The organism is Sphingobacterium sp. KH_072 (assembly GCF_057837975.1).
The window spans coordinates 2,495,324-2,520,239 of the sequence record NZ_CM174457.1; the positions used below are offsets into that span (position 1 = coordinate 2,495,324).

Annotated in this window: 19 protein-coding genes; 10 read left to right on the plus strand and 9 right to left on the minus strand. The window is 42.1% G+C overall.

Going from position 1 to position 24,916, the window contains the following annotated elements; all coding sequences use genetic code 11:
- Positions 1-792 precede the first annotated feature (792 nt).
- From AC3IRT_RS11320 to AC3IRT_RS11340, 5 genes are all read right to left on the minus strand, one after another.
- Entirely contained in the window at positions 793-2,955 is a 2,163-nt protein-coding gene (locus AC3IRT_RS11320) for an alpha/beta hydrolase family protein (RefSeq protein WP_489393359.1), read from the minus strand.
- Positions 2,952-5,192 (minus strand): redoxin domain-containing protein, encoded by a 2,241-nt coding sequence (locus tag AC3IRT_RS11325; RefSeq protein ID WP_489393360.1) that lies wholly within the window; start codon positions 5,190-5,192, stop codon positions 2,952-2,954. Before AC3IRT_RS11325 ends, AC3IRT_RS11320 begins: the two co-directional genes overlap by 4 nt.
- Before the next feature lie 11 nt (positions 5,193-5,203).
- Positions 5,204-6,658 carry a RagB/SusD family nutrient uptake outer membrane protein gene (locus AC3IRT_RS11330; protein ID WP_489393361.1) on the minus strand — a complete coding sequence of 485 codons (1,455 nt, stop codon included), beginning with the start codon at positions 6,656-6,658 and terminating at the stop codon, positions 5,204-5,206.
- Between the two features lie 12 nt (positions 6,659-6,670).
- Positions 6,671-9,874 carry a SusC/RagA family TonB-linked outer membrane protein gene (locus AC3IRT_RS11335; protein ID WP_489393362.1) on the minus strand — a complete coding sequence of 1,068 codons (3,204 nt, stop codon included), beginning with the start codon at positions 9,872-9,874 and terminating at the stop codon, positions 6,671-6,673.
- A 446-nt stretch (positions 9,875-10,320) separates the two neighbouring features.
- Entirely contained in the window at positions 10,321-11,472 is a 1,152-nt protein-coding gene (locus tag AC3IRT_RS11340) for a hypothetical protein (protein WP_489393363.1), read from the minus strand.
- A 185-nt stretch (positions 11,473-11,657) separates the two neighbouring features.
- Between AC3IRT_RS11340 and AC3IRT_RS11345 the strand changes: the two genes are divergently transcribed.
- The 9 genes from AC3IRT_RS11345 to tnpC all read left to right on the plus strand — a co-directional run bounded on the left by AC3IRT_RS11345 (position 11,658) and on the right by tnpC (position 20,674).
- Positions 11,658-12,962, plus strand: a complete 1,305-nt coding sequence (locus AC3IRT_RS11345; protein ID WP_489393364.1) for a CitMHS family transporter — start codon at positions 11,658-11,660, stop codon at positions 12,960-12,962.
- Positions 12,963-13,051: 89 nt separating this feature from the next.
- Positions 13,052-13,714 carry a DUF2490 domain-containing protein gene (locus AC3IRT_RS11350; RefSeq protein WP_489393365.1) on the plus strand — a complete coding sequence of 221 codons (663 nt, stop codon included), beginning with the start codon at positions 13,052-13,054 and terminating at the stop codon, positions 13,712-13,714.
- A 177-nt stretch (positions 13,715-13,891) separates the two neighbouring features.
- On the plus strand, positions 13,892-15,748 hold the full coding sequence (locus AC3IRT_RS11355) for an MGH1-like glycoside hydrolase domain-containing protein (RefSeq protein ID WP_489393366.1): 1,857 nt from the start codon (positions 13,892-13,894) through the stop codon (positions 15,746-15,748).
- A gap of 200 nt (positions 15,749-15,948) precedes the next feature.
- Positions 15,949-16,518 carry an alpha/beta fold hydrolase gene (locus tag AC3IRT_RS11360; protein WP_489393367.1) on the plus strand — a complete coding sequence of 190 codons (570 nt, stop codon included), beginning with the start codon at positions 15,949-15,951 and terminating at the stop codon, positions 16,516-16,518.
- A gap of 72 nt (positions 16,519-16,590) precedes the next feature.
- Positions 16,591-17,526 (plus strand): alpha/beta fold hydrolase, encoded by a 936-nt coding sequence (locus AC3IRT_RS11365; protein WP_489393368.1) that lies wholly within the window; start codon positions 16,591-16,593, stop codon positions 17,524-17,526.
- A gap of 12 nt (positions 17,527-17,538) precedes the next feature.
- The gene (locus AC3IRT_RS11370) at positions 17,539-18,351 is read left to right on the plus strand and encodes a GNAT family N-acetyltransferase (protein ID WP_489393369.1); all 813 of its coding nucleotides are present in this window, start codon (positions 17,539-17,541) and stop codon (positions 18,349-18,351) included.
- A gap of 150 nt (positions 18,352-18,501) precedes the next feature.
- Entirely contained in the window at positions 18,502-18,783 is a 282-nt protein-coding gene (gene tnpA / locus AC3IRT_RS11375; protein ID WP_489393001.1) for an IS66 family insertion sequence element accessory protein TnpA, read from the plus strand.
- Between the two features lies 1 nt (position 18,784).
- Entirely contained in the window at positions 18,785-19,048 is a 264-nt protein-coding gene (tnpB, locus tag AC3IRT_RS11380) for an IS66 family insertion sequence element accessory protein TnpB (protein ID WP_489393141.1), read from the plus strand.
- Positions 19,049-19,171: 123 nt separating this feature from the next.
- Positions 19,172-20,674 (plus strand): IS66 family transposase, encoded by a 1,503-nt coding sequence (tnpC, locus tag AC3IRT_RS11385; protein WP_489393140.1) that lies wholly within the window; start codon positions 19,172-19,174, stop codon positions 20,672-20,674.
- Here tnpC and AC3IRT_RS11390 read toward each other — a convergent pair.
- The 4 genes from AC3IRT_RS11390 to pyrE form a co-directional block, all read right to left on the minus strand.
- Positions 20,653-21,105 carry a DUF4395 domain-containing protein gene (locus AC3IRT_RS11390; RefSeq protein ID WP_489393370.1) on the minus strand — a complete coding sequence of 151 codons (453 nt, stop codon included), beginning with the start codon at positions 21,103-21,105 and terminating at the stop codon, positions 20,653-20,655. The genes tnpC and AC3IRT_RS11390 overlap by 22 nt on opposite strands.
- Positions 21,106-21,674: 569 nt before the next feature.
- Positions 21,675-23,090, minus strand: a complete 1,416-nt coding sequence (gene mnmE, locus AC3IRT_RS11395; protein ID WP_489393371.1) for a tRNA uridine-5-carboxymethylaminomethyl(34) synthesis GTPase MnmE — start codon at positions 23,088-23,090, stop codon at positions 21,675-21,677.
- A 107-nt stretch (positions 23,091-23,197) separates the two neighbouring features.
- Positions 23,198-23,596: an SRPBCC family protein gene (locus AC3IRT_RS11400; RefSeq protein ID WP_489393372.1), complete on the minus strand. Its 399-nt coding sequence runs from the start codon at positions 23,594-23,596 to the stop codon at positions 23,198-23,200.
- A 46-nt stretch (positions 23,597-23,642) separates the two neighbouring features.
- Entirely contained in the window at positions 23,643-24,284 is a 642-nt protein-coding gene (gene pyrE, locus AC3IRT_RS11405; protein WP_489393373.1) for an orotate phosphoribosyltransferase, read from the minus strand.
- Between the two features lie 22 nt (positions 24,285-24,306).
- On the opposite strand from pyrE, the gene AC3IRT_RS11410 reads away from it, so the two are divergent.
- On the plus strand, positions 24,307-24,912 hold the full coding sequence (locus AC3IRT_RS11410; RefSeq protein WP_489393374.1) for an NUDIX hydrolase: 606 nt from the start codon (positions 24,307-24,309) through the stop codon (positions 24,910-24,912).
- Positions 24,913-24,916: the final 4 nt, after the last annotated feature.

Here is a 24,916-nt window from a genome sequence, read left to right on the forward strand (position 1 = left end):
ATATTAGTAAAATTATGGCTACCTCAAGGTAGCCATAGATTGAATCAGTTGATTTAGCAACGCATGATTTTAAGAAACGCTATCTTTCTTAACTGCTGCAGCCATCTCGAAACGTTCCTCTAATTCAACGATTGAAAGGCCATTTTCAAGCTTCTCTTTTAAACTTAAATTTTCCATGACTTAAATTTTTAATTAACAAACATTTATGAGTTAAATATATGAAATTAATTTAATTATAAATATTTTTCAAATATTATTTTAATTTTAAATTAATATTAAAACAGTGTAAGTTTTCTTTAAACATGTAAAATATAATTTATAGCGATTTTTACCATACAGCATACACTTGAAAAATTTTTAAATTATAGCAATTTTACTAAAAGCCTATTACAAGATTTTGACATTACATTAAACTTACATAACACATTATCGACATAATGCTTTACAAAATTTCACAAAGTATAACACACCTTTTTATAAGAAAATCTATTGCAATACCTGTTGTTCAAGTTGTGAGTATACTATTCGGTTCAGAACTTCACTTATCTAAGAAATGGCCTTCCACAAAGAAGGAAGGATTGCACATTTTTGACCGTATGCAAAGGTCGTCACTCGTATGTTACCAGCTATTGGGTTAGTCAGCTAGTACAGAAAAAATCGCATACAACAAGACAACGCCTTTTTACAAAACGACCGGAATAAAAGAAGAAGTACAGGCCACACCGACACTGTTAGACCTGATCTATCAGGCATTGATGATCAACGCAAGATTAGGCACATTATTCTCGCCTATTATTCAGCGTTTCTAAAGCGTTCGAAGAATTCATACGTACGCAACATCTGATCGATGCGCTGTGCCACATTGCCCGAACGGGTAATCTCATGATCTGCATCGGGATGGCGCACGTACTCCACATCTCTTCCCAAATATTTCAATTGCTTATATAAATAATCACTCTGTGTCGGCCCGGTACGATTATCATTTTCTCCATGGAAAATTAACAAGGGCGTATGGATCTGGGTGGCATAGGTAATCGGCGATTGTTCTTCCAAAACATCCTTAATTCCAGCTTCCCAAGGGAAACCGCCGAAGTAGCGTTTCAACATTGGCCATACATTGCCACTGCCAAAGAACGTGTATAAATCATACACACCACGCTGGCTCGATGCCGCACGAAAGCGCGAATCGTGTGCGATGATCCAAGCCGTCAAGAATGCGCCGTAAGAACCGCCGGTAACGTACAAGTTGTTAACGTCTACCCAACCTTGATACACCACTTTGTCGACTGCCGCGAACACATCTAACGAAGGACCTTTGCCCCAATCCCGATAATTGGCTTGCAGAAATGTTTCGCCATAACCGTTAGAACCGCGCGGATTGCCATACAAGACGCCGTAACCTTTGGCTACGAAATACTGGTATTCGTGCCACATGCTGCCATCACCCGGACCAAACATGGAAGCTGGTCCACCGTGAATTTGCACTAAAAGCGGACTTTTTACCGCAGCGCTAGCTTCCTGTGGTTTTAGCAACCAATATTCCACGTCGAGTCCAAGTTCATTGGTAAACGTGAATTTTTCTGGCTTGGCTATGGATTTGCCAGCTAGCCAAGATGAGTTGAGTTGCGTGATCGCTATTGGCTTTGTAAAGTCGTGCTGAGCCACATACAATTCGGAAGGATTGGCATAGGTAGTTTTTGCAAAAACAGCCTTATTCTTTCCAACCCAATATTCGTTGACGCCCTCATCTACCGATGTAAGTACCGAAACTTTTCCAGAAGATAAATCTGCACGATTCACGACTTTGCCGCCATTGCTGAACGAAACAAAATATAGTTCGGAATCTTTGATTCCAAATTGTACCTGAGCCTGATTTCTATCGTGTACAATAGCTTGACTTTTCCAATCTTTAGTGTCATACACATACAGCTGACCTTGTGTTAGTGAGTTGGCTTCTACCCGACTGATGGCTATTTTTTTGCCGGACGATGCGACTGCTTCCAACTGATAGCGGTATACGCCATCACCGATTATGCGTTGTTGTGTACCGTTTTTAATGTTAATCAGCACGATGTCAGAAGTGTTGATCCGATCGGGATGTGCTAAAGTATCGTGATCCACACTGGCAATCACTTGATCCGATGATAGAAAAGCAGCACGTTGGTAAGACCTGAATCCCGCAGTAAGTGGTTTTGCTGAATTTTCATTAGTCAAATCTACGGTATACCAATGCGTAAAGTAAAGCGTGCCTGTGGTAGAGCTTTCCGTCTGAAACTGTAATTTATTGGTCAATTTGGCCAAGTTTTTCTCTTCATTCTGTAGCAGGTAAACAGCCACTTGCTGCGCATCGCCATCTGCATCCGGCGAAGCCGAAGATTTTCGTAAAGATTGGTTGTTGGCATCACCCGGCCTTTCGTACGACCAGGAAGGAAGCGCGTCGTTTGGATTGAAATCTTTACTTGTCACCAAATCTTGCAAGGTCAATTTTACGCCCAGCAAAGCTTGCTTGCCATCGGCACTAAAGCGCAACTGCTCTACCGGGTATGGAATGCTATGATGAAAAGTTGTTGTATCTATCGTAGCATTTGGATACGCATATAGTTGCTTATCCTTCCCTTTTCTTTTGACGATTGCCCATCTTTTCCCGTCATTACTATAGCTTATTTGATCGATCTGTTTATCGTGCTCTTCGATGTTGCTTTTGGCATTGGATTGTACGCTTTGCGTAAACCACTTGGTTTTATAAGCGTATCCTCCAGTCACTGTACTATCAGCAATAATCTCCTTAACCGAGTACGCTACTTCGCTCCCATCTGGGCGAACCTGTAAATTTGTAATGTTTTTGATTTTGGTGAGGTCGCTGATCTGTATGGGCGTATCTTGTGCAGCTAATGGCTGGCAGACGAGAAAACAAATGACGACGTAGAATAGCTTATAAGTTTTGATTTGGATCATAATGATTGTTTGGTGTCAGCTTCTCTTAATTTCTGAATGAGTGTTTGCGCAGATAATCTGGCTTTCTGGTTAATAAACTTTGGCTCTGTATCGTCTCCGATCTCATAAACCAAGGCTTCTGCGTTATAATTTTTATAAAAATAACTATAAGCGGTGAATGTTGGCCCTTCGTAGTACAATGGTTTTACATGTGGTTCGTAACCGGGAACGGCATTCTGCAAACTGGCAATCCATTCGGATACCAGACCCGGAAAACGACTTTTCAATTGAGGATCTACCGTATAGTAAATATCCCGTGCGGTCGAGTGAAAATCAATCGCAAAGTACAGCTCTCGTCCTTGTGCTTCGATCTCTTTTTGGAAATAATCACGTAGCGCTTTTGTTTCCGGCTGATGAAAGGCATCCCAATCCCGATTTAGATCAACGCCATTCGCGTTCGCACGCCAATGTCCGCCATCTACTCCATCTGGATTGACGACTGGAATAAAGTACAGGTAAAATTCTTCGCGAAACGCGCGTGCATCCGGCGTATCGCCCAACAAGTAATCTACAAATCCAGCATAAGCATAATGCCCGGTGATTTCGGGCGGATGCTGTCTCCCCATCACAATAACGCGTTTTTTGCTGGCTGCATTTCCGGCACCATACACGTAAAGCGGCGCGTTCAGCGCCGTTTTTCCCACCTCAGTTTTGGCGAGTTTTATTGTTGGATTTACGTTCTCTAACCAAGCATATACTTTCTTCGAAGGAATATTTTCTTGCGCGGCTATCCAAGTGCGATTAGGGCTGATTTTCAGTTTGAAGCGGACGGCCTTTGTTTTATCACCTTCCTTTATAAACTCCAAGTCCTTTATTTTCTCCCACACATCTGCAGTACGACTGATCTTTGGATCATAGCGATGGTAGAAGCCAGATGCATAGTTTATCTGTACGCTGATCGTGGTATCTTTGGCTGCCCACACCTCAAATCCGTACCAAGGACTCTGATTGATCGGTGTACGCTCTGGTGAAATCAATACTTGATAAATACCATCTTCTGATTTAGCAACATCGTTGAGCCGTGATCCGGCAGATTCGTTACTGAAAAACACACGCTTATCGCTGCTGTATGTCTGCTTTTGCTGCTGATCTATCGGTTGACTTTCGGTCGATTCAAAGGCGATGGGATCTTGCCCTTTGAAGGTGTTGTTCGACCAACCAAGACCAACTTTTGATCCACCTTGGTTCTGCGAACCATTGAATAAACTATCTAATACCACACCCAATCGCTCGCCTTTCACATTCTTGGCGACGATGATTCCTTTATCATCAATAAGAAAGTTGGCTGGAATAGCACGTACCGCATAAGCTGCCGCAATATCACTATCCCAATACCGCAATTCAGATACATGCAACCACGTGAGTTTATCATCTTCAATTCCTTTCAGCCAGGCATCCTTCTTTTTATCTAAAGAAACTGCATAAATCTGGAAACCTTGATCTTTAAATTTTTGATAATTAGCGACGATATTTGGGTTTTCCCGGCGACATGGCGGACACCAGGAAGCCCAAAAATCTATCAGTGTGTATTTCCCTAAATTATCATACAGCGCCACTTGTTTTCCTTGCTGATCCGCCGCTACGATAGCTGGCGCTTTTTTGCCGACTGCCACCTGACGCACGACTTCGATTATCTTGCGTAGATCGTTTGTATAGCGAGACTGTTGTTGCGCCGGACTCAGCAAAGCTATGTTGCGTTCTAATTCTTCTGGCGACAACTTATATGACCAATCTCTATACAAGACATAACTGGACACAATCTCGTCGGGATGCTGTTTGATAAAGCTGCTAATATTAATGTCCCTTTCTTTCTTATAGGACTCAAAAAGTGCGTGACTATTCGATCCGCTCACCTTGGTGCTTTCGCCATTAGCAACATCTTCATCCAGTGCAATGACATTGGCACCTTTGTCTAAAAAAACATAGGTCGGCAAGTCATCTTTATTTAGTGAAACGCCATATAGATCAGGTAATGGCAGACTGGTGCTGAAAGAAAACTTCTTCTTGTTTACTTTAGCAGAATCAATCAGCGTAAAAGTTTTGTTCTCGAAACGGTGCAGGTAGATGTACTCACTATCTGAATTTTTTACTGTTCCCTTTAATTTCAAAGCGGCATCTTGTGCTTGCGCTGAATTCCAGCCCGCCAAACTCAAGCCGGTCAGGCAGCTGATATAAATCGTGTATATACTTTTTCTCATTGTCAGTGTGTTTATCTAAATAATGGATTTGTTGCTATTTCCGTATTGGGCGGTGGGAAAATATAGTTTTGCGCACTTGGCTCCACACGTGGTGTTTGAATATTCGCATCACCTTTCGCCGGAAGCGCCTGTAATTTTCGCAATAGATCTTGCCCACCGAATCCTTCTCCTAAAAGCTCAATTCTTCTTTCCTGCGTAATAGCGGTGAGTAAACGGCTTTGATTGTTGGCAACATCTGCTGCTAACGTGTAGCTTGCGTCAGAACGGCGATGTACCGTTTGCAACAATGTGCTAGCTAAATCCAACTGTCCGCCCTCTGCTGCTGCTTCCGCATAATTCAACAGCACTTCTGCATAACGAATCACTGGAATATAATCGACAAATGGCGAAGCCTTAGCATATTTCCGCAAATATTGTCGCCCAGCAGTAGTTTGCACCAGATTGCGGCGTACATCAGTTGCACTCCACTGCTCACTCGCTAAAATACCGGTAGGATTCAAATAATATTCCCTGTTTACCAAATATACAAAACCAATGGCAGACTGACCAGAAAGTGCGTCTGTCGGCGTCATGGGCATGCTAAAAATGGATTCGGTCGTTGTATAATTGCTACTAAAAAGCACTTGGATATCGCTTTGAAGCGCGTGTGATACGCCTCGTTGTGCGGAAAATGGTGCAACGGTTTGGGGTACTATTTTCACCGCTTCCGCGATCACCTGCGGGAAGTTTCCGGTAGTAAGATACACCCGTGTTTTCAGTGCTGTGGCCGTGTTTTTATGTACCCGCGTAGTATTCAACAAAGCGGTAGCATAATTATCGGGTAACGCCTGCTCTGCATCTGTTAGATCCTGTAAGATCTGGGCGTATATTTCGGCTACTGTACTACGCGCCAGTGCATTGTTGGCCGTGCTCGTTTCCGCTTCCAAACGCAATGGTATGCCGGGCGACGCGCCTTGATCTAGTGTGTAAGGTTGCGCGAAGACGGTGATCAAACTGAAATAAGATAATGCCCGTAAAAACTTGGCTTCGCCGATATAAGCGGCCGCAGCATCTTCCGATATCACGGTGGTATTGCTCAATCCTTGGATAACAATGTTAGCGCTATTGATTGTCGTATATGCTGCCGACCACAGGTTATTGATGTCGTTGGAACCCGAACTATACGAGTTGTTCCAACTGTCGAACCCTGTAAAACTATTCAATGTCACATTGATGAAATCTTCTCCGCGTACATCCTGATACAAAAGATAACGACCACCATAGAGACTAGCCGCCTTAAGATTGCGATAAATTCCATTTACTAATCCTTGGATCCGCGCTGGCGTATCAAATACGTTGCGATCAGAAATCGTTGTTTCGGGCACAGGATACAGTCCAGACTCGCTCTTGCATGCCTGTAATAAAATGGTGGCAACAGCTATTCCTGTAATATATTTTTTGAGGTTGTTTTTTATCTTTAGTTGCATATTTTCTAGGTATTAAAATGAAACATTGAGCCCCGCGGTCCAAGTACGACCTTGTCCGATCGAATTCTTGTCTACTCCCATCGACGTAACGGAGTTACCATTCGAAGAAGATTCTGGATCAGCTCCTGTATAGTTTGTGAGCAGGAATAAATTGGATGCTTGAGCATAGATTCGGATACTTGACAGTCCTAACCGTGCAAACGAAGCCGGCCGCAGCGTATACCCCAATACAACTTGTTGTAGACGTAGAAAATCGGCTTTTTCCGCGTTATCGGAGATCGAGAACCCTGCCGATCCATTCGAGATCACATCATTGTATACCAGACGAGGAATGTCGGTTTGCTGCCCTACTTCTGTCCATCTGTTTAATACTTCTGTCGAGTTGTTAAAGAATCGTTGATCTAATAATGTACCGCGTGTGCCGTTCATAATCTTGTTGCCACCACCATAAGTGAAGTGTACTGTAGCGTCAAAATCTTTGTAACGAAAACTATTGTTGAAACCGCCATAATAAGTAGGTAAAGCATTGCCCAGCACTTGATAATCTGCCACCGTAATTGGGTTCGCTCTGCTGCCATCCAAATAGGTCCAATTGCTCTGTCCTGGCGCCACGACAGCACTATATTGGACCCGCTCTCCATCTCTGTTAATGAAAATTCTTCGCCCATTTTCTGGATTCACGCCATCAGTTTGTGCACCATATAGACTTCCAACCGAATAACCGACACGCGTGATATTGTTGGCTTCGGTGGTGGTATGCGTATAGCCGATGATGTCACTATTTCCTTCGGCCAATGAAGTGACTCTGTTTTTCACGAAGGTAATGTTGAACGCCGCATTCCAAGAGAAATTTTGGTTACGAATAATATCACCATGAAGCGCGACTTCCAGACCTCTATTATACATACTACCCACATTTTGCGCAATACTATTCGTTGGAATTCCTTTGGAAGGCGCTTGTGGAGCACTCAAAATCAATCCGTTGACGTTATTTCTGAAATAGTCGATTTCTACATTTAGTCTTCGTTTGAATAAACCAGCACTCAACCCAACATTGGTTTGCTCAGAAGTTTCCCAACCCAGATTTTCATTCCCAGCTTGAAACAGATTCCAAGTAGAAACGCCGCCGTACAAAGCGGAACTATACAAATTTAGAGCTTGAAAAGCCGTCAGGTTACCATTACCCACTTTACCCCAGCTTCCGCGGATACGCAAATCACCCAAGACATTTCCCAACTGTTCGCTATAGAAGCTTTCTTCGAAAATAGACCAGCCGGCTGATATTCCACCAAAGTCACCATATTTATTATTGATACCTAAAGCCGAGTTGCCATCGCGACGGAAGTTAGCCGTCAGGAAATACCGCCGATCATAATTGTATGAACCTCTAAAGAAGGTGGATCTAAAGAATTGTTCGGTGAGCAATCCACCAGCTGCTGATATTGTTGCCCAACTTCCTTGGAAACTTTCGAAAAATGGATCAGCAGCATTGTTTAGTGTGGTGTTCCAAATGTCATTCTCATACTTTTGGATATCGTAGCCTAATAGTAATCCGAGCTCATGTTTAGTACCGAAAGTACGATCATAATTGAGCGTATTAGTGAAATTCCAGTTATTACGTACACCACTCAAATTGGTTGCGGCACCCCCGTTTGAAAATCCTGAAGAGCCGAGATTCGGACTTAAGTACGTTTTATTCGTCGTGATGTTACGATCTAGTGCATAGGTACTCGTAAACTTCAACCCTGGTGCTAGCTGTAGTTGGGCATGCAAATTTCCGATGATGTGATCACTACCCGTGGTATATTTACTATACTCAAATAAAGCTTCTGGATTGTAAAGTGTATTTGCAAAAAGGTTAGCACCTGGGCCGAGAAGACCGGTACTGCTCAAGTTGTAACTGCCGTCGGGATTGTAGGCCGATACGTTTGGTGGTAAAGCCAAGGCCAATCGCGCACCACCAATCAGAAATAATTGACTGTTTGCTAAAGATCCGGAATTCTGCGCTTCATTAAAGGTTTTATTGTAATTGAGATTACTACCTACCGAAAACCAATCATTCACTTTGTGCTCTATGTTGAAGCGTAAACCTTGGCGATCAAACTTGTTTCGTGCAAAGAATCCTTCTTGACTGGAAAAGTTTCCAGACATGTAATACTGCGTCTTATCGGTAGCTCCGCTGATGGACAAACTATGATTTTGACTGAATCCCGTGTTGTAAATATGATCATACCAGTTGGTCTCCACTAGGTTTCCAGCTTCATCGTATTGTGGGAAAAAAAGTGCATCGGCTACCGCCGGATTGTTCTGATTTCCGGATAACAATTTACTATTTCGTACGGCTTCGTTTTTAATGTCTATGTACTGTGTAGCATCGAGCAGTTTAGGTAATCGCGCCGCGGTAACCAAAGATGCCCATGCGTCGTAATTTACTTTGGTTCGTCCTGCTTTTCCTTTTTTGGTTGTTACCAATAGTACACCACCAGCAGCACGTGATCCGTAGATTGAAGTCGATGCGGCATCTTTTAGTACATCAATCGATTCAATATCCGCTGGATTAATATCTGCCAAAGGATTGTTGGGCAAATTAGTCGTGCCAATATCACCACTGACTACTGGAATTCCATCGATCACCACGAGTGGATACGAACTCAAAGAGATGGAATTCACCCCACGTACACGGATGACGGGAGGATTGTTGAGCAATCCATTGGGCAAAGACACACTTACACCGGCAGCCTTCCCTAATAGAGCTTGATCAAAACTTTGCACCGGAATGTCTTTCAAGCTTTCTCCCGAGATATTGGCTGCAGCGCCGGTAAATTCACGTTTTTTCTGCGTGCCATAACCGACGACAATCACTTCATCTAGCGTACTATTACTTTGTATTAGACGAACCGTATCGCCAGGATTATTAATGGCAGCTGTCTGCTGATCATAACCAATAGAAGAAACGGTAACTCTGGCCGGCAGGTTTTGTCCAGTCACAAAGGTAAATATACCTTGGCGATTGGTCGTGACCGAATGGGTTACACCGTATAAGGTAACGGTAGCTCCTTCAATTGGTGTAAGATTTTGAGCATCTACCACGACACCGCGAAAGCTTGCATTCACGATAGCACGTGGCGAATCTTGTGCTAATAATACCTGCGGGATATCGCTCAAGATAGCGATCAATAAGCCACAGACATACCGCAAAACAATTGTATGTTTCATAATTTGAATTAAAAAATGAAGAGTACACAGAATAACGCGGTCTATTTGCTTAGAGCAAATAACCAGATGCTATAAAGACACTCAGTTGGATGAAAAAAAGATGATTGATTCGAAATGGATAGTACGCTACCCATTGAGTAAATGCAGATAGTCTGGAATGCTGGACTAGCTACACATTCGCATACATGGGAGGCATGCGGCAGTACTAGTTGAATAAATTGGCGTTAAGCTCGATTGTCGTGATCTTTCTGTATGCATAGCTATCAATTTTGTAAGACTTCACAAGGTGTAATGTGCTGCCTTTTGTATATCATGCAGCAAATATATATTATTTTCCTATATAATCTATCATTTTAGTAGTTTTTAAAAAATAATTTTATCTCACACTAGAGTTACTTAAAAATTTCACTGCTAATAGTTATTCGATATCACTAATACATGCCAAATTACGGTTGAGATAACAAGACACCCGCTTTAGGTTTTCGAAGTATCAAACTGGATTCATCCAAATCTTCTGTAATACCATTAGTTTGGATGGATTCATAGGTCAAATTAAATCTTTCGGTAGTGCCATCATGGCGCGTCCACTCGACAATTTTGCAATGACAGGCGGCATTTTCTGGCGTGTTGAATATCGGGCTAAGTGTGCCGCCTCTACCCAATTTTGTATAAATATTTCTAGCGCCGATGATATCATTATTGTCCTCCGACTCAAAACTCCAAGTAGTTGATATCGCATACATAATTCTATCTTTCGGTCTTAAGACTGTCAGAGAATGGCTAGGATTTACTAAGGCACCACCTTCTGTCTTCTCGACATATGAATGGATAGACAGTGTACCCGCAGAAGTAAACTCTACATATCCTTGATGATTTATTGTTGCCCCATGTCGGTACATCATCAAACGGTCATCTACTTGCGTGATGCTGATTATATTTGTCGCGTACCGGCGAAATCTGTTGGCTTCATTTGCTCGCGTTTGAGGTGCGCCAGTTTGATATAACCAAACGCCGGTAACAGCGTCGATTTCCTCAGTGGTTGGTTGGTACGTAGTCCACATCGTCTCTTTTCTGGAGGCATCTCTCGAAATCCATACATAAATGTTGGCTGCCGTCAATAAAGCAAGAATAATACTCATATAGACCGGGAATTTTACTCTTGATACTAACCTTCTCTTTTGACTTGTTTGTACTGGTTCATCGGATGTACGGAGCAAGTTTGGATCGGATGGTTCTCTTTCAAAACCTAAGCGGCCTACTCCATATAAATAAATATAGCAGGCATCCACTAAGTGCGCTCGTGGTTTTTTGACTTGGCCAAAGTATACGTCCTTTATTTGTCCACCTGTAATGTCATACTTCCGGTGAGGATAATGTACAGATTGCTCTTGAGTGGATGGTTCTGGATATTCTTGATGTTTTTTTTCTTGAGCTGAATACGGCAGATTGACACTTATAGCACTTAATTCTTGTGCAATAGCAGTATAATTTTCACGATTGGTATTACAAATTATCTTTTTGTTGTGGGCGTGCTCGAATTGCTCAATCACACTTCGTATAAGATAAAATATTTCCTCTTTACCAGCTAACAAGTCCATAATGGTTGCAAAATCGCTTTTTTTGTCAATTTCCGAAAAAATAAACTTTTTCGGAAAAATATTAGTTAAAAAAATTAATTTACTAAATATCGTTCCCTTGCAAATTTACCATTGGGAGATGTAGTTTTACGGCGTATTCTCCAAGAGTATAAAAACCATTTTATAAACTTTAATCACGTGTCTCTATGCTAAGTATTATTGGTATTGTTATGCTCGTTTCCATTGTCGCACTGATGATGAGCAGATATTTTTCCCCATTTGTCGTGCTATGCACCATTCCGATCATAGCGGCATTATTGGCTGGTTTTGATCTTTCTCAGATCACCGAATACTATAAAGCAGGTGTTGCGAAAGTCTTTGAAATAGCCGTGATGTTTATCTTTGCGATCATTTTCTTTGGCATACTGAATGATGTTGGACTATTCGATCCGATGATATCTAAGATTTTGCAGCTTACAAAATCAAATAGAATCGCCATCACCTGCGGTACCGTAGTTATTGCTGCGGTAGTGCATCTAGATGGTTCAGGCGCTGCTACTTTCCTCATTACGATACCAGCACTCTTGCCTTTATACCGAAGGTTAAACATGAATCCGTATTTATTGCTGATGCTCATCGGGATCAGCGCAAGCATTGTCAACCTGATACCATGGGCTGGTCCAACGGGCCGCGCCGCAATTGTGCTCGGAATGCAACCTACGGATATCTGGAAACCGCTTATCCCGATACAACTAATCGGTATTTTCCTCATGATCGTGGTTGCCTATATTTTCGGTCTGCGGGAGCAACGCCGTGCAGCTAAAAATCCGCCATTGCACGAAGCGTACGGTGCGGAAGAGCCCATTGCACATCAAGACACAACTACTCATAGTGGTGATACTAAAATGCCATTATGGATCAATTTACTATTAGCCATTTTAGTAATTTCTAGTCTTTTCTTCGATGCTATTCCATCTAGTCTCATTTTTATGATCGGTACGAGTATAGCACTTGTTATCAATTATCCAGCAAAGAAAATGCAATTGGAGGTGATACAAAAGCATGCTCCAGGTAGCTTATTAATGGCTATCATCATCGTAGCTGCTGGCGTACTGTTAGGCATCTTAAATGGTACAGGCATGTTGGAAGCTATGTCGCACGATTTGCTGAAGATTCTTCCAGACGCTTCTATTCCATACTTGCACCTAATCATCGGATTTTTGGGTTTACCGCTAGAATTAATACTCAGTACAGACGCTACGTACTTTGCTTTATTTCCCGTTATTTTAGAAGTTACTACGCAATATGGCGTAGATCCCCTGTCTGCCATGCATGTCATGATGGTTGGTAATATTGTCGGCACTTTCGTAAGTCCGTTGTCGCCTGCTGTTTGGTTGGCTTTGGGGTTATCTGGTCTAGATTTAGGCAAGCACATCCGATATTCTTTTTTCTACACATGGGCATTCAGTTTGGTGCTGATCGCGATGCTCTACGTCTTCAACATTGTCTAAGCACATCTTTCTTTTGATAATTCTAATTATTTTAGTATGTATACTTTAATCAAAAAAAAGTCATTATTCTAATTTTTTGTTGTGCCAATTTGCCTTCATTATTGGCACAGCCAGGCGGATGGAATAGTTGGTACCACCTTAATCTACAAGGAGATATTTCTGACAACTGGCGTTTCTCTACCAACGTGCAGCAGCGCTTTTACGATGTTCCTGTCCAAAACAGTAGATTGAGCCTAATTAATGGTGCATTGGAACGTCGCATTAGCAACACAAGTACATTTGTAGGTGGTGGCTACATGTTTCTACTGCTTGAACCTTATAATAGTCTTGGCGAGAAATTCACTCGACTTGAACACCGGATTTTCCAACAAATCACCTTTCATAATGAGGTAAGCCACCGATATTCCATCGCTCATCGCTTTCGCCTAGAAGAACGTTTTTTATTTGATAACGATCTTTTTGTTTTCAGAGCTCGGTACTTATTTAATTCTTTTTGGAAATTGGATCGCGCAGAAAATTCGGTATGGGGTTTAATCTTCAGGCATGAAATTCGTATGAATTTAGAGCGAGAGCAGCCATTTGATAGTTATCGCATTTCTACACTATTAGCCAAGAAAGTGAGCCCAACGCTATCCGTTGAGCCAGGACTGATCGTACAATTAAATGGTTTTCCATCTCCGACAGATTACTATCTAGCTTGCACCATTCGCAAAAGCTTTAAAAGAAAAATCAAAACCTACAAACCCGACTAATGACGTTATGTATTTTATTGGGTGATTACATCGCTTAAAACAACCAATAAAATGATACAATCAGTACAGAAAAGTATCACCCCTAATCATATAAGAAGCAGGATAAGTATTGTTGCGATTGCTATGACTAAATGTTATCTTTAGAATAACGTAATCAGCGCCAAAGCAAATCTAATTATGCAACTTTCTTTTCGTTTTAGACCTCTCCTGCGTATTCTCGTTCTTTTCACCATTGTTAGTGCTATTCTATCGTCGTGCAGCTCTATAAAACAGCGCACCACATACGATAACGAACGCCAACGCTTACAGCAATTGGCCTCTACAGATCTCACTGCGAATGTTACGGAATTCAACTCGTATGCCGATCGCCCAGATTCTGATGGGCCTTTTAACGCATCCAACAACGAAGCTTTTCTACAAGAAAACATACCTTTATTTAGCAGTTCTAATGATGAAATGAACCGTGTGTACAACTACCGCTGGTGGATGATGAGCAAACATCTCAGGACGTACGCGGATCCGTTGGATGGCAAAGATTATTGGGTGGTGACTGAGTTTTTTGGCGATAAACCTTGGGCTTCTTTAAGCGGCGCGATCACCTGCCCTGCTGGCCATCAGTTTTATGATGTACGCTGGCTGCGAGACCCTAAATATCTCCAGTCGTATGCAGAATATTTTATGAGCGGATCAGCATCTCACTTAAATCAGCGAGAAAACGGGAATTTTCTAACGTACATGAGCCGACCAGAAAGCCATCATTTCTCGAGTTGGATGGTGGATGGTGTTGATGCGTATTTGCGTATCCATCCAAATGCCGATTGGATGCACGAGATGCTTCCACACTTGGAGCACCATCAGTCAGTGTGGGATAGCCTCTTTACCGTGAAAACGGAAAACGCCAAAACGCAGGGATTGTACAAAATCCTGGATCTATACGATGGCATGGAGTTCAGTCTTTCGGCCGTCCTGGGATTAATCGAAAGTAAAGGAGCTTACGATCTATATACACACGACAATTGGAAAACGTATTATCTTGGCTGGAACACCACGGAGAAAGCAGCTGCTTCTCCGCAGGCTGCACACTATCCAACCGCGTACAGAAAGGGCTATCCAGATTTTTATCTGGCCAGACCATCAGTCAATAGTTATGCTTACGGAAATTTGAAGGCATTAAGCACCTTACACGCCCTAGATAAATCCGGCGGATCAGAAGCGCAGCGAAAATCAAATGTATACGAGCAGCGCGCTACCGCATTGCAGCAACAGGCATTGCATGTACTGTGGAATGAGGAAGATCAGTTTTTCAACACATACAGTGCCGGTGACAACGCTTTTGGAATTCGTGATTTCGAGGCGCGCGTACGCGAATCCGTCGGATACACACCATGGTATTTCAATATGATTCCTGAAAAAGAACAGGCACGTTACGCTAAAGCTTGGGAGCTTTTCGGCAAGGCCGAAGGTTTTGCAGGAGCTAAGGGAATGACGACTGCCGAAAAGCAGCATCCATATTATAATGAGCAGGCTTATGCGTGGAATGGTCGAGGATGGCCATTTCAAAATTCGGTCGTATACAAGGCCTTTGCCAACTACTTGCGTAATTACAAAGAAGAGATTACCGAAGCGGATCGTCAACTATTGTATCACCACATCAGCCAACTCACAACGTTGCACGATCCGGCCAAACCCAATATTGGCGAATGGTATATACCGAGTGATGGAGAGCGAATTGGCGGCGAGCAGGATTATTTTCACTCCACCTACCCTGATATCGTGATTGAGGATCTGATCGGTTTCAAGGCCATGCACGAAGATCAGTTTGTGATTGAGCCTTTGGTACCTGCCGAAGAATGGGATCACTTCTATCTCGGAAAGCTCCGTTACCACGATCACGATGTCGATATTGTCTGGAAAAAAGATTGGGACGAAGCCAAAAAAGGCGATCAAAGTATGCTTTGTGTGTGGGTAGACAATAAGCTGGTAGCGACAAGTGAAAATCTGAATAGCAAACTCACGGTTAAATTGAAAAAATGAGAACTTTATTATCCGCAGTAATCAGCTTCCTCTTGCTTTTCGGTTGTATGACAAAGAAAAGTACTTCTACGAACGACATAAATAACAATTCTGTCTCTGTACTGGCAGAAGAACTATTCGACGCCAGTCGTCATAGACAAATCCCCGTTGCTTACTACTATCTTAATAATGAAAAGCAACAAGTTAATCTCCAAAAAATAGTGATCCTGAGTCACGGTTATGGTCAAAATCGTGGGGGTGACAATCTTGCTTATAGTTATCTATGCAACTTTCTGGCAGAACACGGTTATTACGTAGTGAGTATACAGCACGAATTGCCCACCGACGAACTATTAACCATGGAAGGAAATCTTCTGGAGACACGAATGCCGAATTGGCGTCGCGGTATGGAAAATATTCACTTTGTGCTAACAGAATTGAAAAAGACAGATAAAAAACTGGATTTCGATCAAGTTACGTTGATTGGCCATTCCAATGGTGGTGATATGTCGGTACTCTTTGCGCATCAATATCCGGAAATGATTAATAAAGTCATATCGCTTGACAATCGACGGATGCCTTTGCCACGCGTTTGGAGTCCTAGGATATATACGATTAGATCGAACGATTATCCAGCAGATGATGGTGTTCTACCTAGAGATGATGAGGCTGCCAAGTTTGCTATGACAGTACAATTTACTAATATTAACCACGGTAGCATGGATGATAAAGGTACCGTTGAAGAAAAGAAAGTGATTCAAAGTTTTGTGCAGCAGTATCTGAAGGACTAACATTATCAATCATAGTCCACTCCTATTTCACTAAATAATTATAATATAAAACCAAAGCATCCATTGAGTATTATGCCATTCCGTTACCTATTTTTTTTCTCTTGCCTATTCTTAATTTCTTCAAAAACGACTGCCCAAACCTTATATAGCAAAGCTTATGGGAGTAAAAGTGATCCTGCTGTAATATATATGCACGGAGGTCCACGTGGCAATGCCACCTTGTTTGAAGGCACGACAGCGCAACATTTGGCCGATCATGGATTTTATGTGATTGTATACGATCGACGTGGTGAAGGTCGTTCTGCTGATCCGGAAGCTATGCTAACTTTTCAGGAAGCATTTCAAGATATAAACAAACTTGCCAAGAAATATCATTTGAAGCGATTTAGCTTGATAGGACACAGTTTTGGCGGATTGGTCGCCACGCTGTACACAGAAGCTTATACTGAAAAAGTAGAAAATCTCATTTTAGTAGGTGCTTTGTTCGCCCAACAGGAAAGCTACGACCATATATTGGAAAGTTGCACTGTATTGGCAGAGAAATCAAATGATATCGCTGCACTGAACAAAATTGTAGCGATTAGGAGATTGAATACCAATACAGCCGAGTATCGGAAAGACACGTATGATGTAGCATCGCATTTTGGCTTTTTCAGTATGCCAAATCCCACAGCAGAATCTATAGCACTCCGAAAAGCTTATGAAGAAAGCGTTTTTGGGAAAAGCAATATCCGTAATGATGCGGCACCTCTCTTATTCTACAACAATGAAACACGTGTAAACATCGACACCAAGCCAATACTACAAAAGATAAAACAATCCAGTGTCCGTCTTTCGGGAATCTATGGTCTTCAAGATGGTATTTTCTCCAAAAAGCAGATCGCGGATATGCAAACTATTGTTGGTAAAGATGCCTTTTTCACGATCGATAATTGCTCCCATTATCCATTTATGGATCAGCGTGATGCTTTTACAGAAGCGCTGCTACACATCGTAAAAAGAAACTAAAAATCTAAAGTCATGTCAGAAAGCAAGATAACGTTGTTTCAAATAGCAGACTTAGCAGATATCAACCACTTGCAGCCTGCTGATTGGTCGGATATCAAGGTAAATATGTTGGATTATTGCTTACAATCATTTTGTACTCCGATTAAGTTTGTAGAACATGGTGCTATTCTGGGGATTGGCAGTTTGATTCAACATCAGAAAAGTGTATGGCTAGCACATATCATTGTAGACGAGCCATATCGAGGTCGCGGAATCGGCGCTCAAATTGTCACTTATTTACTAAAAATAGCACAAGAAAAGAATTTAGAATCTGTTAGTTTGATTGCTACAGAATTGCGTAAGCCGCTCTACGAGAAATGTGGATTTCGAACGGTGAGCAAATATCAGTTTTTGCAGAAAGGCAGCAGTTATACGTCCCGATCCTTATCTCCGCTATTAAAACCGGCAACGGATCAACATAAAAAACAAATCCTCACTTTGGATAGACAATGCACCGGTGAATTAAGATCTGAATTTGTCCTTAATTATCTAAGCCATGCTGTGGTTTATGAGCGTGATGAGCTAGTGGAAGGATATTATTTACCTCATCTTAAAGAAGGGCCGATCTACGCAATCACTCCAAAGGCTGGATTAGCATTGCTGGAACTGAAATGTAATAACACAGACCTAATTGCAATTCCACAATCCAATATTACAGGATTGGGGTATTTGAAAGAATTTGGATTTGAAATGCAAGATAAGATGGCTATCAGAATGGTCTTTGGCAGGGATATTTTCTGGCAACCACAAAATATATACAGTCGAATTGGCGGCAATTATGGATAGAAATAACAATTAAACTTTGCTAGTGCGCTATCATTGATGTATGGTAAACAAATAAGATCTTAATTTCTTAATCGTTGCATTAAGGGAGATACGTATCCGCCCGTCGAAGTACATATTTCCTAAGTTCTTGATAAATCAGACCTTTGGTTTATGAGCAAAGAAGAGAAAAGAGTTCAGATGTTTGCTATGATAGCAGACTGGCAGCAGAGCGGCAGGAGCAAGAAACGATACTGCGAGGAAAAAGGGATCAATGAGGCTACGTTTTATTACTGGTTTTCGCGCATTAAAGAAGACGATACGTCCAGCGGGCGTTTTATATCGATCGATAAGGCCGTCAAAAACAGTACTATTGAGGTTGTCTATCCCAATGGGGTGCGGATCAAGGTAGATACCGATCTTGGTTTACTTTCCCAGTTGATCCGCCTTTATTGATATGTTTTCATTGGGTTCCTCGCATCGGTTCTATCTCTACGATGGCCATTGCGATATGCGCAAGAGTTTTGACGGACTTTGTGGATTGATCAGTTCGGTGATTCAACGGCAAGCCACCAGTGGTGAAGTATTCGTCTTCCTAAACCGTAGCCGTACGCACATGAAGTTATTGCATTGGGAAAAGGGTGGCTTTGTATTGTATTACAAACGTTTGGAAAGTGGAACTTTTCTTGCTCCGTCCACAAAAAACAACGAGTTGTCCTGAGTGATCTGGTACTGATGGTTGAAGGCATACAGGTCGTAAAGAGTATTCAAAAAAGACGTTTTTATTTACCTTAAAAGTGGCTTTCATATAGGATAAAAGTCGCTTTTTTCGTATATTCACCATATGGAAACAGCGCTGGAAAACCTCTCAAAAGAAGACCTTCTCAAGGTCATTTCCAGTCGTGATGTAAAGATAGAGCACCTCATTCAGGAACGCGATCACTTAAAATATCAGGTTGAAATGCTAAAGCGTATGCAGTTCGGACAGAAGCGTGAGCGCTTTGAAGGCAATCCTGACCAGACTATGCTCCCTTTCAATGCGGAGCCTGCTGAAGTAGAGCAGCAACAGGAAGAAATCAAAGAAAAAATCGAGTATGTCCGTAAACGTCCTAACCATAAAGGACGTGCTAAATTGCCTGCACACCTTGCTGTGGAAGAGATTGAAATCCATCCCGAAGGTGATCTGTCCCAAATGGTCTGTATCGGAAAAGAAATTACTGAAGAATTGGAATGCGAGCCTGCTAAGTTCTACATCAAACGTTACATCCGTTATAAGTATGCCGCCAGAGATGGATCTGCTGTATCCATCGCCGAACTTCCTGAACGGGTAATCGATAAAGGAATACCGGGGCCAGGCCTGCTGTCGATGATCCTGACCGCTAAATATATGGATCACCTTCCTCTATATCGACAGAAGCAGATCTTTGCCAGGGAAAACATACAGATAGCCTGCTCAACCATCGAAGGATGGACCAGACAAGCGCTAGAAAAACTGGAACCACTGTATGAACAACTCGTCTTCGATACCAAAGCTCAAGGGTATCTGCAGGTAGATGAGACCCCAATAAAAGTACTGGACAGCGATAAAAAAGGCGCTACCCACCAAGGTTATTATTGGGCATACCATGCTCCATTGGAGGGAACCGTATTATTTGATTATAGCCCTACCCGCGGTGGTATTGCTGCTGTACCGATGCTTGGAAACTTCAAAGGTTATCTCCAGACGGACGGCTATGCAGTGTATGAAAAATACGGTAAAAAGAAACAGGTGACACACCTTGCTTGCTGGGCACATGCGCGCCGTGAGTTTGAGAAAGCACTGGATAATGACAAGCAAAGAGCTGAAAAGGCATTATTGATGATCCAAAAACTTTACGCTGTTGAAAGTCGGGTCAAAGAAGGTGAGCTTGATGCCAAACAGATCAAAGAAATCCGTCTGGCCGAATCACTGCCTGTTATCAACGAACTGGGAAAATGGATCTTTGAAGAGATAAAAAATACACTTCCTAAAAGTCAGATTGGTAAAGCAATGGCCTATGCATACGCCAGATGGGATGCGCTATCAGCATACTTGTATGATGGAAATCTGCATATAGATAATAATCTTGTCGAGAACGCTATTCGCCCGGTTGCACTGGGACGAAAAAATTACCTCTTCGCAGGAAGCCATGAAGCAGCACAGCGTGCGGCAATGATCTACTCGTTCTTTGCTATCTGCAAAAAACATCAGGTCAATCCATTTCAGTGGTTAAAACATACGCTGGAAAATATCATGTCCATAAACCATAAAAACTTAAAGCTTCTTTATCCTCAGAACTTCAAAAATCAGCTAACTTGTAGTTCGTAGGGCGGATACGGAGATACGACCCAATTATATACATAACAACCTAAACACACTTCAAAAAGCGCTTCGAGCGAAGCAGCCACAATTAAGGTGATCCCAATTACCAAAGTTGAAAATGGCCAGCTTAGCAAGAGAAAGAGTAACCACGAGGAAGAAAAGACGAATCCCAACAATGCAGCAAATCTTTTGGGTGGCAAAAATATGGGGCGTGGAGTACTTCGTAAGCCCTTAGCCAACTTTTGCCCAGACCATTTCAATGGTGAAATGTTGTACGTAAAAGCCCTTATTGCAAAATCAATCAATAGAAAACCCACTACAATCTGCGATCCAGACCATAACGCAATGATGCTCAATACAAGTACTTGCGCAGCAATCAATCGGATCACCCCCGCATCACCGTACATCTTTTTTGCATTATCGTTTACTACTTCCATACTTTCGACCTCCTTAATTTGATAAGGCGTCTTTGCTGACCAAGTTAGAAAATAATCACCTTATTAGTAATAACGTTTTGTTTGCCAAGCGATTTTTTCTACGCTTTCAACGAAGAAATCTATTTCTTGGCGCATATTATAGAAGTGACCTCTCCCCGAATCTAGGAGTATTCTAAAATAGAAAATTCTGCTGTTTTGACTTTCTTTTCGATAAACATTTCAGGTGTTAAATCGCCCAAACAGCTGTGGGGTCTGAAGGTCATTACCGCTTAGTTATATACCTTTTTGGGTATAATTGAAGTCATCATAGCATCAATTTAGGCTAAGTATCTACAGTACCAAGTAGTGCTAATTTATAATTATAATTCACGCTAATCAACTTCTTAGAGCCGCCACTAAAAACACTATTCGGCTCATATAAATAGAATATTTGAGCTGATTAGAGCAATTATTCGGCTCAAATCATTTTCAACAAGCAATTTTACTACAAAACAAAAAAGCACTGAAAACAACATTTTCAATGCTTTATATCTATTTACTAATAGCCATTTTTATCTAATTACTTCAATTTACTTTCCGATACAAAACTTTCCGAAAATAGTACCCAGAATATCGCGGTCTACATCAATCTGTCCGGTAATCGTACCGATATGGCGGAGTGCATCGCGCAGATGTGATGCCAGCAAATCGCCAGAAAGGCCGATTTGAAAACCATGATCTACATCTTCCATCGATTGAAAAGCCAATTTGAGTGCTTCCACATGGCGAATATTAGTAATTACCTGTTGATTATCAGATACCATACCGCGGATTCGTTCGACCAAAGAATTTGTCAATGCGCGAACCGATGCTGGGTCTTTCGCCGAAATAGCGATAATCTCATCCGCGTAGCCGCCTCCTATCAATTCCGTCTTAATCTGATCGTCAAATTCGTTGGCAAAATAACCGCCATCCAAATCGATCTTGTTACGCACCAAGATGGTGATCAACCCATCGCGGTGAAAAGCTTTGATCTGTGTAATCACTTCTTCCGCTGTATTGCTCTCCGCATCGTATAAGTAAAGTAAAATCTTGGCGGCAGCCACCTTTTCCTTGGCGCGTGCCACACCAATCGCTTCGATGGTATCTAGCGTTTCGCGTAGTCCTGCCGTATCGATAAAACGAAACGTCACCCCATCAATCGTCATCATCTCTTCGATCGTGTCGCGCGTCGTACCTGCAATATCACTCACAATCGCACGTTCTTCGTTGAGCAGCGTATTGAGCAAGGTCGATTTCCCAGCATTGGGCTTACCAATAATCGCGACCGGCACGCCATTCTTAATGGCGTTGCCATATTCAAAGGAGCTGATCAATTGGGTTACATGCGATTTCAACGTGTCAATCAACGATAGGAATTCCGTGCGATCCGCAAACTCTACATCTTCTTCTCCAAAGTCCAGTTCCAGTTCCAGCAGCGCCGTAAAATTGATCAGCTGCTCGCGCATACGCTGCAATTCACCACTGATACCACCACGCATTTGATTCATCGCAATCTCATGCGACGCTTTATTCTCCGAAGCTATCAGATCGGCTACGGCTTCGGCCTGCGACAAGTCCAATCCGCCGTTTAGATAAGCACGCAACGTAAATTCTCCCGCTTTGGCAGCACGTGCGCCATGGCGAATCAACAAACTAAGCACGCGCTCTATGATGTAGGCGGAGTTATGCGTCGATATCTCGACCACATGCTCCTTGGTATATGAATTTGGCCCTTTGAAAAGGGAAATCACCACTTCATCAATGATTACATCTCCATCCCGGATCGTGCCAAAATGTAATGTATGCGTCGCCTGCTTGGACAAATCCTTCCCCTTGAAGACGGCATTGGCAATGTTGATGGCTTCCGCACCCGAAAGTCGGATTACAGCAATAGCCCCATTTGCGCCAGGAGAAGTGGCTAACGCCACGATGGTATCAGAAGAAATAATATCGGAGGTAATCATGCCGCAAAATTAAGGAATAAATGTGAATGCGCAGACCTACATACTTGGCAAAAAGAAAGCGTGCAGGAAATCCTACACGCTTTACAAAATATCTATAAAAATATAGCTTAGCCTAATACTTCTTTCAGACGAGCTACCTGATGATCAACCAATTTCTGCAAAGGACCTGAAGCCATCATTTTCATCATCATATTGAGCTGCGCTTCGATGATGAAGGTTGCTTTTGCTTGTCCTTCTTCGGCTTCTTCTACTTTCCAGTGCAATGATACCTCAAAAGGTGTATCATTGGTAGGCACACAAGTCAATTCTTTATTCTCCACACGCTGACTTATTTTCAGCGCTAACTTCGCCATATTCTTGATGGTGAATTGTGCTTCATCGGCAGTAGACGACCAGTTGTATATATTATCTGGCATCAATTGCTCATGATTGTTTAGATCAGACAAGAACATATATACATCGCCAATCGGCTTTTGTACAACGGTGGAATTTTGAATAATAGTCATATCGAGTGTGATTTATTAAAATACAAGAACAACTAACAGGCCAAATTTATTGCCCCCAAGTAGAAGGGTTTTTGCGCCAATCTTGTAGCACTTCCATATCTGCCTCCATAATGTAGCCATTTTCTAATGCTACGTGGATCAATGCATCATAATTACACAAGCTGTGCAACTTACATTTAGCTTCTTTGAAGTTCTCTTCAGCAGCATCTAGTCCGTAGGTAAAGATAGAAACTAATCCAACAACGTTACATTCCGCTTCACGTAAAGCGTGAACCGCAGCTAAGCTACTCTTTCCAGTAGAAACTAGATCTTCGATAACCACAACACGTTGTCCGCCGCTTACTTCACCTTCAATCAGGTTTTGACGACCGTGTTCTTTTGCACTACCACGAACATACGTAAATGGAAGGCCTAAATCTTGTGCTACCAGAGCTCCTTGAGGGATTCCTGCGGTGGCTACACCCGAGATCATATCTACCGTACCGTACTCTTCTTGAATTAGTTGAGATAGATTTTGTCTGATGTATGTTCGGATAGATGGATGAGATAAGGTGATCCGATTGTCACAATAAATAGGCGATTTCCAACCCGATGCCCAGGTAAAAGGGTTTTTAGGTTGCAATTTAATTGCTTTAATTTGCAGAAGCGATTCAGCAATTTTTTGTTCAACCTCATTGTAGTTATTCATGCCGCAAATTTATAAAATTTATATGAACCAGAACCTGCTAATTTTAGCAGATTTCGTACCACCACACTTAGTCAATCCCCAAACGATTGGTTTACAAGAAATTGATATAGAAAAACTTTTTAAAGCAAGCGCGACTAATTTCGATCCTGTCACATACTTATTGATCCTTCCCGATCCAACATCAGTGTTTAGACAGCTGTTGGAAAACATGAAAGTGATCAAAGCTGCAGGTGGCATCGTAAAAAATGGACATGGTGAATACCTATTTATCCACCGATTGGGCAAATGGGATCTGCCAAAAGGCAAATTGGAAGAAGACGAAAAAACACGCGCGGCCGCAAAACGGGAGGTGGAAGAAGAATGTGGCGTAAAAGTGGATTACTTGGGTGTAAAGTTTTCGACAACCTACCATACGTACACTATGCGTGGCAAAGTAGTGCTGAAGCAGACCAATTGGTACGAAATGGGGATAAACAAATCGCCTGAGCTTATCCCCCAATTGGAAGAAGACATTGACGAAGCAGCGTGGATCGATATCATAGATTTTGATACAATTCTTGGAAACACTTATCCACTAATAGCAGATATTGCCAAAAAGATTCTGCATCAGCATACAGATCCAAAGTAGTATT